At 72.0% G+C, this 11,907-nt stretch carries 9 protein-coding genes and 1 pseudogene; 6 read left to right on the top strand and 4 right to left on the bottom strand.

Features of this window, described 5'->3' with window-relative positions; all coding sequences use genetic code 11:
* The first annotated feature begins 72 nt into the window (after positions 1 to 72).
* The 5 genes from JT721_RS06495 to JT721_RS06515 all read left to right on the top strand — a co-directional run bounded on the left by JT721_RS06495 (position 73) and on the right by JT721_RS06515 (position 5,299).
* Positions 73 to 1,188: a phosphate ABC transporter substrate-binding protein PstS gene (locus JT721_RS06495; protein WP_205472140.1), complete on the top strand. Its 1,116-nt coding sequence runs from the start codon at positions 73 to 75 to the stop codon at positions 1,186 to 1,188.
* Positions 1,189 to 1,271: 83 nt separating this feature from the next.
* Entirely contained in the window at positions 1,272 to 2,207 is a 936-nt protein-coding gene (gene pstC, locus JT721_RS06500) for a phosphate ABC transporter permease subunit PstC (protein ID WP_205472141.1), read from the top strand.
* A gap of 2 nt (positions 2,208 to 2,209) precedes the next feature.
* A complete protein-coding gene (gene pstA, locus JT721_RS06505; RefSeq protein ID WP_205472142.1) occupies positions 2,210 to 3,289 on the top strand; it encodes a phosphate ABC transporter permease PstA in 1,080 nt (359 codons plus the stop codon).
* A gap of 24 nt (positions 3,290 to 3,313) precedes the next feature.
* Positions 3,314 to 4,093: a phosphate ABC transporter ATP-binding protein PstB gene (gene pstB / locus JT721_RS06510; protein WP_205472143.1), complete on the top strand. Its 780-nt coding sequence runs from the start codon at positions 3,314 to 3,316 to the stop codon at positions 4,091 to 4,093.
* A gap of 165 nt (positions 4,094 to 4,258) precedes the next feature.
* Positions 4,259 to 5,299, top strand: coding sequence for a hypothetical protein (locus JT721_RS06515; protein WP_205472144.1), 1,041 nt, complete (start codon positions 4,259 to 4,261; stop codon positions 5,297 to 5,299).
* 225 nt (positions 5,300 to 5,524) lie between these two features.
* Here the strand turns inward: JT721_RS06515 and JT721_RS06520 are convergent, their stop codons facing one another.
* From JT721_RS06520 to JT721_RS06530, 3 genes are all read right to left on the bottom strand, one after another.
* Complete coding sequence (locus JT721_RS06520; protein ID WP_205472145.1) at positions 5,525 to 6,529, bottom strand: inorganic phosphate transporter; 1,005 nt, start codon at positions 6,527 to 6,529, stop codon at positions 5,525 to 5,527.
* A gap of 4 nt (positions 6,530 to 6,533) precedes the next feature.
* On the bottom strand, positions 6,534 to 7,151 hold the full coding sequence (locus JT721_RS06525) for a DUF47 domain-containing protein (RefSeq protein ID WP_205472146.1): 618 nt from the start codon (positions 7,149 to 7,151) through the stop codon (positions 6,534 to 6,536).
* 181 nt (positions 7,152 to 7,332) lie between these two features.
* A complete protein-coding gene (locus JT721_RS06530; protein ID WP_205472147.1) occupies positions 7,333 to 9,501 on the bottom strand; it encodes an RNA degradosome polyphosphate kinase in 2,169 nt (722 codons plus the stop codon).
* A gap of 76 nt (positions 9,502 to 9,577) precedes the next feature.
* On the opposite strand from JT721_RS06530, the gene JT721_RS06535 reads away from it, so the two are divergent.
* Positions 9,578 to 10,600, top strand: coding sequence for an alpha/beta hydrolase (locus tag JT721_RS06535; protein WP_307827920.1), 1,023 nt, complete (start codon positions 9,578 to 9,580; stop codon positions 10,598 to 10,600).
* Positions 10,601 to 10,613: 13 nt separating this feature from the next.
* Here the strand turns inward: JT721_RS06535 and JT721_RS06540 are convergent.
* A pseudogene (locus tag JT721_RS06540) lies at positions 10,614 to 11,907 on the bottom strand (hypothetical protein); the annotation flags it as partial.

The following is an 11,907-nucleotide window of genomic DNA, read 5'->3' on the forward strand; positions in this document are numbered from 1 at the left end:
ACCCCGGAGCCGGACACCTGCGCTGCCTAACTTCGCTGGCGTAGTGACCCGAGAAGACTCAGGAGAACCGAAGTGAAGAGCACTTCCATCCGCCGGGCGATCGTCCCCGGCATCGCCGCCCTCGCGCTGGTCTTCAGCGCCTGTGGCGCCGACAACGAGGGCGACGGCAGCACCGACGGCGACGGCGGCGGCTCCAGCAGCCTCGCCGGTGAGCTCAACGGCGGCGGCGCGTCCTCGCAGGAGGCCGCCCAGGGTGCCTGGATCGTCGGCTTCCAGGACGAGAACCCCGACGTCACCGTGAACTACGACCCGGTCGGCTCGGGCGGTGGCCGGGAGAGCTTCATCTCCGGCGCCTTCCCGTTCGCCGGCTCCGACGCCTACCTCACCGACGACGAGGGCGAGCTCACCGCCGCCACGGAGCGGTGCGAGGGCTCGGCGCCCATCGAGATCCCCAACTACATCAGCCCGATCGCGATCATCTACAACGTCGAGGGCGTCGACGACCTGAACCTGTCGCCGGCCACCCTGGCGGGCATCTTCGCCGGCAAGATCACGAAGTGGAACGCCGAGGAGATCGCGGCCGACAACCCCGACGCGACGCTCCCGGACGCGGACATCAACCCCGTCCACCGCTCCGACGAGTCGGGCACCACCGAGAACTTCACCGACTACCTCGACGCCGTCGCCGGCGACGTCTGGACCGAGGGTGCGCTCGAGGTCTGGCCGCAGCAGTACGGCGGCGAGGGCGCCCAGGGCACCTCGGGCGTCGTCTCCGCGGTCGGCAGCGGCACCAACGCGATCGGCTACGCCGACGCCAGCCAGGCCGGTGACCTCGGCGTCGCCAACATCGGGGTCGGCGAGGACTTCGTCGCCCCGACGCCCGAGGCCGCCGCGAAGATCCTCGAGGTCTCGCCGCGGGTCGAGGGTCGCGACGCGAACTCGATCGTGTTCGACCTCGACCACGAGACCCAGGAGGCCGGGACCTACCCGATCGTCCTGACGTCCTACCTGATCGCCTGCCCGAGCTACCCCGCGGGCGACGAGGGCGAGCTCGCCAAGGCCTACCTCGGCTACATCGTCAGCGAGGCCGGTCAGGAGCAGGGCGCGGCCGAGGCCGGCTCGGCCCCGCTCAGCGAGGAGCTGCGCACCGAGGTCGCGGGCATCGTCGACGCGATCCAGGTCGGCTGACCCCAGGCACCACACGACGCACCGGGGTCCGGGTCCACGGGCCCGGACCCCGGAACGCCGTACCACCGCACGAGAGGAACCTGGTGGCCACCACCGAACCGACGGGTGTCATCGACACCGAGACGTCGACCAAGCGCGGGGACGCGGTCTTCGCCGGGCTGGCGCGCAGCGCCGGCATCCTGATCATGGTCGCGCTCGCCGGCGTCGGCATCTTCCTGCTGGTCGAGGGCGCCCCGGCGATCAGTGCCTCGGGCGAGCAGGCCTACGGCAAGGACAACATCGTCCTGTTCGTGTGGCCCCTGCTCTACGGCACGCTGCTGGCGGCCCTGATCGCGATGATCATCGCCACCCCGCTCGCCGTGGGGGTCGCGCTGGTCATCTCCCACTACGCCCCGCGCCGGGTAGCGCGCTCGCTGGGCTACCTGATCGACCTGCTGGCCGCGGTGCCGAGCGTCGTCTACGGCCTCTGGGGTCGGGCGGTGCTGGCACCGGCGATCCTGCCGGTCTACCAGTGGCTGTCCGAGACGCTCGGCTGGCTGCCGTTCTTCGAGGGCCCGGCCACCACCGGCCGCACCATCCTCACCGCCTCGATCGTGCTGGCCGTGATGGCGCTGCCGATCATCACCGCGATCTGCCGCGAGGTCTTCGCGCAGACGCCGCGGATGCACGAGGAGGCCGCCCTCGCCCTCGGCGCCACCCGCTGGGAGATGATCCGGATGACGGTCTTCCCCTACGCCCGCTCCGGCGTCATCTCCGCGGTGATGCTGGGCCTGGGCCGCGCCCTCGGGGAGACCATGGCGGTCGCGATGGTGCTCTCGGTGAGCGGCCTCGTGACGATCAACCTGGTCTCGGGCCAGAACCCCTCGACCATCGCGGCCAACATCGCGCTCAACTTCGGCAACGCGTCGGGCACCAAGATCAACGTGCTGATCTTCAGCGGCCTGGTGCTGTTCGTCGTCTCGTTCGCGGTCAACTTCCTGGGACGCTGGATCGCCTCCCGGGGCCAGGTGAAGGCGTGACCATGACTGACCTCCAGACTCCCGAGGCGCCGCAGCTGCCGGCCGCCACCCTCAGCCTCACCCGCCCCCAGCTGCCGCGATGGGCGCCCCTGCTCGCCGGGGTCGTCTCGCTCGGCGTCGGCGGCCTGGTGGCACTGATCGCCGGCTGGGGCCTGGTGCCCGTCGCGATCGTCGCCTGGGTCGTCTTCTTCGTCGGCCTGCCGGCGTGGTCGGCCGCCGTCGAGGGCCGCCGCGCCTCCATCGACCGCCTGGTGACCACGGTCGCGTGGACGACGTTCGGCCTCGCCATGATCCCGCTGGTCAGCCTCGTCTACGAGGTGATCGGCAACGGGCACAGCGCGATCTCGTGGGCGTTCTTCAACAACTCGATGCGCGGTGTGCTCGGCGAGGGCGGCGGCATCTACCACGCCATCCTCGGAACGGTGATCATCACCGCCTGCGCCACGGTGATCTCGGTGCCGATCGGCGTGCTCGCCGCGATCTACCTCGTGGAGTACGGCAAGAAGAACCGGCTGGCCCGCACGATCACCTTCCTCGTCGACGTGATGACCGGCATCCCCTCGATCGTCGCCGGCCTGTTCGCGTTCGCGCTGTTCACGCTGATCTTCGGGCCGGGCGTGCGGTTCGGGATCGGCGGCGCGATCGCGCTGTCGGTGCTGATGATCCCCATCGTGGTGCGCGCCACCGAGGAGATGCTGAAGCTGGTGCCCGACGAGCTCCGCGAGGCGTCGTACGCCCTGGGGGTGCCGAAGTGGCGCACGATCGTCAAGGTGGTGCTTCCGACCGCGCTGGGGGGCATCATCACCGGGGTGACCCTGGCGATCGCCCGCGTGGCCGGCGAGACCGCGCCGCTGCTGATCATCGTCGGCACCACGACGTCGGTGAACCTCAACCCGTTCGACGGCCGGATGGCGACGCTGCCGGTCTTCATCTTCTCGTCGGTGACCACCGGTGGTCGCTACGAGGCCTTCAACACCGAGCGTGCCTGGGGCGCCGCGCTCGTGCTCGTCGCCATCGTGATGCTGCTGAACCTGCTCGCGCGGTTCATCGGTGCCATCTTCGCGCCCAAGACCGGGCGCTGACACAGGGAATCAAGGACACACATCATGGCCAAGAGCATCGACGTCTCGGACCTGAACATCTACTACGGGGACTTCCTCGCGGTCGAGGGCGTCAACATGACCATCAAGGCGCGGTCGGTGACCGCGTTCATCGGGCCCTCGGGCTGCGGCAAGTCGACCTTCCTGCGGTCGCTGAACCGGATGCACGAGGTGATCCCCGGCGCCCGGGTCGAGGGCAAGGTGGTGGTCGACGGGCAGTCGCTCTACGACCCCACGATCGACCCGGTCGCCGTACGCCGCCAGATCGGGATGGTCTTCCAGCGGCCCAACCCGTTCCCGACGATGTCGATCTACGACAACGTGCTGGCCGGCAACCGCCTGAACTCCAAGCGGATGCGCAAGTCGGAGGCCGACGCGATCGTCGAGAAGTCGCTGCAGGGCGCCAATCTCTGGAACGAGGTCAAGGACCGGCTCGACAAGCCCGGCATGGGTCTCTCCGGCGGCCAGCAGCAGCGGCTGTGCATCGCCCGCGCCATCGCCGTCGAGCCCCAGGTCCTGCTGATGGACGAGCCCTGCTCGGCCCTGGACCCGATCAGCACCTCCGCGATCGAGGACCTCATCCACGAGCTGAAGTCGTCGTACACGATCGTGATCGTCACCCACAACATGCAGCAGGCCGCGCGCGTCTCCGACGACACCGGCTTCTTCAACCTCCGCGCCGCCGGCAAGCCCGGCCAGCTGGTGGAGTTCAACCCCACCAAGAAGATGTTCACCAACCCCGACAACGAGTCCACCGAGGCGTACATCTCCGGCCGCTTCGGCTGAGCGTGGTCGGGTGGGGGCGCGTGGTCGGCGGGCCCCGGTGCGGTAGTCACGGACGTTCGGCAGGTGGATTCGGGCGATCCGCATGCCGTACGCCCGTGACTATCCCGAGCCGGTCCCTGTGGACAGGCATTCGCGGACCGGCCAGACCGGGGAAGACGTCCTGTCATGGACGTGCACCCCGACCGGCACGAGGTCGTCGTACCCGTACGCCGCGACCCGAGGGGTCGCTCCGGCCCAACCCGCGGTCAGGCGGTCGGGGCCGGCTGGCGTCGTACCAGCCGGGGCTTCTACGTACCAGCGACCGTTGACCCCTCGCTACCCGAGCAGCGCATCGTCGAGGCCGGCGTCCTGGTGCCGGCGTACGGCGGGGTCACGGGCTGGGCCGCCCTGCGGTGGTCGGGCGCTGCCTGGTTCGACGGCACCAGGCCCGGTGGCGTCGGGCCCCGGCCGGTCAGCATCGCGGTGACCCACGACGAGATCCGGCCGCAGCCCGGCGTCGCGGTGTCGAGCGAACGGCTGCCGCCGCACGACCTCACCGTCGTCGACGGGCTCCCGGTGACGACGTCGGTGCGGTCGCTGACCTTCGAGATGCGCTACGCGCCGGACGACCGCCGCGCGGTTGTCGCCATGGACATGGCGGCCCACGCTGACCTCGTCTCGATCGACGAGGCGGGCGACTACACGGCGACCTGGCTGAACGGCTGGACCGGGGTGCCCCGCTGCCGGCGCGCGCTGACCCTCGCTGACGAGAACAGCTGGTCGCCGAGAGAGACACTGTTTCGCCTGCACTGGGTGCTCGACGCGGAACTGCCACCGCCACTGTGCAACGTCCCGATCTTCGACCGCTCCGGACAGCACGTCGGCACACCCGACCTCCTGGACGCCGAGGCCGGACTGGTGGGCGAGTACGACGGTCGGCTGCACCTCGCCGACGACCGCCGGTCGCAGGACCTCGACCGCGAGAGCAGGTTCCGCAGCCTGGGTCTGGAGTACGTGACCATGGTGGCCGGCGACCTCCGCGACCCGCTCGCCACGATCGTCCCGAGGGTGGTGGGCGCACATCGGCGCGCGCGCTCCGCGGCCGAGGGCGCACGCCCTTGGACCATCGACCCGCCTGCGTGGTGGACCCCGACCCGCACCGTTGCGCAGCGCCGTGCCCTCGACGGCGCCGAGCGCGAGCGGCTGCTGCGGCGTCGTGGCGGGTGAACCGCCGTCCGGGGTAGTCACGGACGTACGGCATGCGAGACCGCTCTGGCGACCTGTCAATCGCCCGTGACTACCGGCCGCCGGCCACCGAGACCCGGGCCAGGCCGGCCAGCACCGCACCGCGGTAGTCACGGACGTACGGCAGGCGATGCGGCGTGTCGGACCTGCCGAACGTCCGTGACTACCCCGAGCCGTGCCCTGCCGAGGACCCTCGAAAGGGCCGGCTCAGGGCAGCTGGAAGACGTACTTGCAGACGATGTAGAGGAACGCCGCGACGGCGCCGGCGGCGGGGAAGGTGAGGACCCAGGCGGTGACGATGGAACGGGCGACGCCCCAGCGGACGGCGGAGAAGCGCTTGGTGGCGCCGGCGCCCATCACGGCGGAGGTGATGGTGTGGGTGGTGGAGATCGGGGCCTCGAAGACGAACGCGGTGGTGTAGAGGACGCCGGCGGCGACGGTCTCGGAGGCGAAGCCGCGGGCCGGGTCGAGGTGGATGATCCGGCGGCCGAGGGTGCGCATGATCCGCCAGCCGCCCGCCCAGGTGCCGGCCGAGATGGCGGCGGCGGCCGCGAGGATCACCCAGATCGGGAGGTCGTCGTTCGCGCCGGCGTAGCCGCCGGTGACCAGGGCCAGGAAGATCACGCCCATCGTCTTCTGGGCGTCCTGCAGGCCGTGGCCGAGCGCCATCGCGGCGGCCGACAGGGTCTGCGCGATCCGGAAGCCGCGCTGGGTCTTGTGGGGGTTGCGCCGGCGGAAGGCCCACATGATCGCCAGCATCAGCAGGAACGCCGCCGTGAACCCGAACAGCGGCGAGGCCACCATCGGGATCACGATCTTGTCGAGGATGACGTCCCACTTCACGACCGAGCCGGACGCCAGCGCCGCACCGACCAGGCCGCCGATGAGGGCGTGGGAGGACGACGAGGGCAGGCCGAAGTACCACGTCAGCAGGTTCCAGGCGATGGCGCCGAGCAGGCCGGCCATCACGATGACCAGGCCGTGCGAGCCCTCCCCGTCGGGGGTTATGACCCCACCGACGGTGTTGGCGACCTCCTGGCCCAGGAAGGCGCCGATGAAGTTCATGATCGCGGCCATCCCGAGCGCCACCCGCGGGGTCAGCGCGCGGGTGGAGACCGAGGTGGCGATGGCGTTGGCCGCGTCGTGGAAGCCGTTGGTGTAGTCGAACACCAGGGCGACGACGACGACCGCGATGACGATCGCGAGGTCCACGAAGTCAGCTTTCCTTGACGGCGATCTGCTCGACGATGTTGGCGACCTTCTCGAACGCGTCGATCGCCTCCTCGAGCGACTCGACGATGTCCTTGAGCTTGAGCACCTCGATGGTCTTGAACTCGCCGCTGAACAGCTTGGCCAGGGTGCGGCGGTGGTTCTTGTCGCCGGCGTTCTCGAGCCGGTTGACCTCGATCCAGAACTCCTCGAGCGAGGCCGGTGACGACAGCTTCGGCATCGCCTCGGCGGTCAGCTCGGCGCAGCGCTGCAGGATCTCGGCCTGGGTGGAGAGCTCCGGCGGCAGCGACACGACCTCGTAGAGCAGGATCAGGTCGACGGCCTCGTCCATCAGGTCCATCACGTCGTCGAGGCTCGAGCCGAGGGAGTAGATGTCCTCGCGGTCGAACGGCGTGACGAAGGTCGAGTTGACCTTCTTGAACAGGGTGTGGGTGGTCTCGTCGGCCTGGTGCTCTGCCTCCCTCATCCGCCGCGCGACGTCGTCGCGGTCGGCGCTCTCGCCGAGCATCTCGGCGAGGAGTCCGGCACCGACCACCAGGTGGCTGGCCGACTCGGTGAAGAGGTCGTAGAACGCGGTGTCGACCGGGCGGATGCGGAAACGCACGTGGAACTCCTGGTGAGGCGGAGAAGAACGGCTCAAGGCTAGGGGATCGCGCGCCCGGACTGGCAAGTCGGGACCCCGGTGGCGCCCACGGTCTGGACCGCGACCCTCCGGAGGCGCACGACACGCCGGGCGACACGCCGACGGCGCTCGCGAAACAGCCGTCGGCCGCCGGCGCCGACCGTCAGCCAGCGGTACGGCGGACGCGCTGCCGCTCGATGAGCGTCTCCTGGTGGTCGGCACCGCCGCCGTTGTGGGCCCAGGTCCCGTCGGGGCCGAGCACCCAGGCGCCGGTGTCGTGCCAGAACGCCAGGTCGAGCAGCGACCGGATCTCCTCCACGCTGCGCTCGCCGGGCAGCCGCACCAGCACCTCGACCCGGCGGTCGAGGTTGCGGTGCATCAGGTCGGCCGAGCCGATCCAGGCCTCGGTCTCGCCGCCGTTGTCGAACCAGTAGACCCGGCTGTGCTCGAGGAACCGGCCCAGGATCGAGCGCACCTCGATCGTCTCCGACAGGCCGGGGACGCCCGGGCGCAGCGCGCAGATCCCGCGCACCAGCAGCTGCACCGGCACCCCCTCCTGGGAGGCGAGGTAGAGCGCGTCGATGATGCCCTCGTCGACGATGGAGTTGGCCTTGAACCGGATCAGCGCCGGCCGGCCGGCCCGGTGGTGGCCGATCTCGCGGTGGATCCGCTCGATCAGCCCGTCGCGCACCGAGTCGGGAGCCACCAGGAGCTGGTCGTACGACGCGTTGCGCGACCAGCCGGACAGGTTGTTGAACAGGTGGGCGGCGTCCTCGCCGATCGTCTCGTCGGTGGTGATCAGCCCCAGGTCCTCGTACATCCGCGAGGTCTTGGGGTTGTAGTTGCCGGTGCCGATGTGGGTGTAGCGCCGGATGCCGTCGGGCTCGTCGCGCACCACCAACGCCACCTTGCAGTGGGTCTTGAGGCCCACCAGGCCGTAGACGACGTGGCAGCCGGCCTGCTCGAGCTTGCGAGCCCACCGGATGTTGGCCTCCTCGTCGAAGCGGGCCTTGATCTCCACGATGACCAGCACCTGCTTGCCGGCCTCGGCAGCGTCGATGAGGGCGTCGATGATCGGGGAGTCGCCGGACGTCCGGTAGAGGGTCTGCTTGATCGCGAGCACGTGGGGGTCGGCGGCTGCCTGCTCGATGAACCGCTGCACCGAGGTCGCGAACGAGTCGAACGGGTGGTGCAGCAGCACGTCGTTGCGCCGGGCGGCCTTGAACACGTCGACCGGGGCGGCCGACTCGACCTCGGCCAGCCGGGCGTGGGTGGTCGGCACGAAGGCCGGGAACTTCAGCTCCTCGCGCGGCAGGTCGGCGATGCCGTGCAGGCCGCGCAGGTCGAGCGGGCCCGGGAGGCGGAAGACCTCCTCCTGGGTGATGCCGAGCTCGGAGACGAGCAGGTCGAGCACCTCGGGGCTGATCGACTCCTCGACCTCCAGTCGCACCGGCGGGCCGAAGCGACGTCGCAGCAGCTCCTTCTCCAGCGCTGCCAGCAGGTTCTCGGCGTCGTCCTCCTCGACCTCCAGGTCCTCGTTGCGGGTGACCCGGAAGCTGTGCACCTCGCGGATCTCCATGCCGGAGAAGAGCTTCTTGAGGTGCTCGCCGATCACGTCCTCGAGCGGCACGAACCGCTCGTTGCCCAGCGGCACGAAGCGGGCGAAGATCGGCGGCACCTTGACCCGCGCGAAGTGCTCCTTGTCGGTCTTGGGGTTGCGCAGCACCACGGCCAGGTTGAGCGAGAGGCCGGAGATGTAGGGGAACGGGTGGGCCGGGTCGACCGCCAGCGGCGTGAGCACCGGGAAGATCCGCTCCTTGAACATCCGCTTGCAGTGCTTCTGCTCCTCGCGGTCGAGGTCGCTCCAGCGCACCAGCTCGACGCCGGCCCGCGACAGCTCGGGCACGATCTCCTCGCGGAACAGCCGCGCCTGCCGGTGGCTGAGCTCACGGGTGGTCGCCCAGATCGACTCCAGCACCTCGCGCGGCAGCAGGCCGGAGGCGGCGCGAACGGCGACGCCGGCCGCGATCCGGCGCTTGAGGCCGGCGACCCGCACCATGAAGAACTCGTCGAGGTTGCTGGTGAAGATGGCCAGGAACCGCACCCGCTCCAGCAGCGGCAGCGAGGGGTCCTCGGCGAGCTCGAGCACCCGCTGGTTGAAGTGCAGCCACGACAGCTCGCGGTCGAGGAACCGGTCGTCGTACTTCTCGACGGCGCTGAGCGCGGCGTGGTCGGGGACGTACGGCGGGTCGACCTCGAAGCTCTCCTCCGGCACCCCCTCGCCCGTCCCGACGCCAGTCGGATCGGCGGACGACACGTTCTCGAGGGTCATGCTCGTCAGTGTGGCACCGCCGGGTGAACGGGAGGTGTCCGTCGGGCCGCTCCGCGACCCCGGCTACCCTCGCCCGGTGAGCGCCCTGATCCGCGTCGAGGCCGCCGTCCTGGCCGCCGCGATGGCCCTGCCCGAGCGGGCGCAACGGCTGCTGGCCGGCCGCCCGGTGGTGCGCGACGGCCAGACCCTCGCCGTCGACACCCAGCTGATGCTGCGGCTCCAGCGGCTCGCCCGCGAGCCGGCCGTCGAGACCCTGCCGATCCCGCAGGGCCGGCTGGCGCTCGACCGCCAGGCGCTGCTGGCGGCGGGCCGGCAGCCGATCGGCGAGGTGCGCGACCTGACCGCCGACGGGCGACCGGCTCGGCTGTTCGTGCCCACCGGCGCCCCGGCGACCTCCCCGCTGCTGGTGTTCGTCCACGGCGGCGGCTTCATGTACGGCGGGCTGGCCAGCCACGACGCCACCTGCCGCCTGCTCGCCGAGCGGGCCGGGATGCGGGTGCTCGCCGTGACCTACCGGCTCGCTCCCGAGCACCCCTTCCCGGCGGCCTACGACGACGCGTGGTCGGCGTACCGCTGGGCCGTCGAGCACGCCGCCGACCTCGGCGCCGATCCCGGCCGGATCGCCGTCGGCGGCGACTCCGCCGGCGGCAACCTGTCGGCGGGCATCGCGATCGAGGCGGCGCGGGCCGGCCTGCCGTGCGCGCTGCAGGTGCTCGTCTACCCCGCCACGCTGGGGGAGCGCGACACCGGGAGCGCGCGCACCTTCGGCGCCGGGTTCTTTCTCACGGCGCAGTTCATGGAGCTCGCCACCTCCTCCTACGCCGGGAGCCCCGACGACCTGCGCGACCCCCGCTTCGCGCCGGCGCTGGCCGAGCTGCCCGACGGGCTCGCGCGGGCGCTGGTCTACACGGCCGGGTTCGACCCGCTGCGCGACGAGGGCGAGCAGTACGCCGACCGGCTCGCCGCCCACGGCACCGAGGTGTCGCTCACCCGGTTCGACGACCAGATCCACGGCTTCCTGAACGTGGTCGGCATCGGGCGCAGTGCCCGGCGCGCGGTGCTGCGGATCGCCGACGACGTCGCGGTCGCGCTGCGCTAGACCTCGGACCGGGCTAGGAGCGGCCGACCGTACGGCGCCAGCGGGAGCGGCCCTTGCCGCCCGTCTCCTGCTGGTCGCCTCCCGGCGGCGCTGCCGACGCGGAGTCCGGCTCGGCCGCGGGCTCGGCCGGCTCCTCGGCGTCCGCGTGGGCCTCCGGCTCGGCGGGCGGCTCCTCCTCGGCCAGCCCGGCCTCCTCGAGCTGGGCGAGCGCGCTGCGCGGCGGCTCGACGTCGCGCTCGGGTGGGAGCTCGTCGGCCTCGACCCCGAGGCGCACCAGCACCGCTCGCGCCTTGGCCAGGTCGTCGGCGAGCTCGGCCACCCGTCGCTCGGCGGCCAGGCGGTCCTGGATCGCCGACTCGACCAGCTGGGCGTGGTGGCGGATCGACGCCTCGACCGCCCTGCGGTCACGAGCGGTCTGGGCGGCGGCCTCCTCGGCCTCGGCGCGGGCCCGGGCCGCCTCGGCGGCGGCCTCCTCGGCCTCGCGGCGGCCGGCCACCGCGGTGTCGAGCGCCTCCTGGTGCTCCTGGGCGGCGACGGCGAGATCGGCGAGCGCCTCCGTGGTGCGCCACTCGGCGGCGGCCCGTTCCTGACGTGCCTTCGCGGCCGCCTCCGCGTCGGCCTTGCCGGCCTCCTGCGCCGCGATCCGGGCCTCCTCGGCGAGCAGCGCCGACTGCTCGGCCTCGGCCCGCGCGGTCAGCGTGGCCTTCGCGAGCTCGGCCTGGGTCTGCGCCGCCGACTCGGCCTCGATCCGGGCGTCCTGGGCGTCCTTGGCCCGCTCGGCGGCCTGGGCGGCGGCCGCGTGGGCGGCGGCCTCGGCCTCGGCGGCCAGCCGGGTGACCTCGAGCTGCTCGGCGGTACGCCGTTCGGCCTCCTCGCGCTCGACCTGCGCCTGGGCGGCCTTGGCCAGGGCGGCGGCGGTGGCCTTCTCGGCCGCACCGCGGGCCTCCTCGGCGGCCCGGGTGAGCTGGGCCTGGGCGCGCACGGCCTCCTCGGCCGCGGCCCGCGCGACCTCGGCGGCGCGGGTGGCGTCCTCGGCGGCCTGGCGGGCGGCGTGAGCCTCCTCGGCCAGCGCGGCCTGGGCGGCGGCGGCCTCCTCGGCGGCCTGGCGGTCGAGCAGGGCCTGCTCGGTGGCGGCGTGCTGGGCGGCCGCGGCGTCGTGGGCGGCCTGCTCCGCGGCGGCGGCCTGGCCGGCCAGTTGGGCCTGGTTGCGGGCCGCGGTCTCGGCCTCGGTGCGGGCGGCGAGCGCGGAGGCGGCGTTGGTCGCCGCCCCGAGCGCCTTGGTCTCCGCCTGCGCGCGGCCCTCCTCG

It is taken from the genome of Nocardioides sp. SYSU D00038, assembly GCF_016924665.1.
Taxonomy (GTDB): domain Bacteria; phylum Actinomycetota; class Actinomycetes; order Propionibacteriales; family Nocardioidaceae; genus Nocardioides.

Excerpts from the sequence above, each read along its gene's own strand:
- pstA (WP_205472142.1), top strand. The coding sequence starts at position 2,210 with ATGACTGACCTCCAGACTCCCGAGGCGCCGCAGCTGCCGGCCGCCACC.
- pstB (WP_205472143.1), top strand. The coding sequence starts at position 3,314 with ATGGCCAAGAGCATCGACGTCTCGGACCTGAACATCTACTACGGGGAC.
- JT721_RS06515 (WP_205472144.1), top strand. The coding sequence starts at position 4,259 with ATGGACGTGCACCCCGACCGGCACGAGGTCGTCGTACCCGTACGCCGC.
- JT721_RS06530 (WP_205472147.1), bottom strand. The coding sequence starts at position 9,501 with ATGACCCTCGAGAACGTGTCGTCCGCCGATCCGACTGGCGTCGGGACG.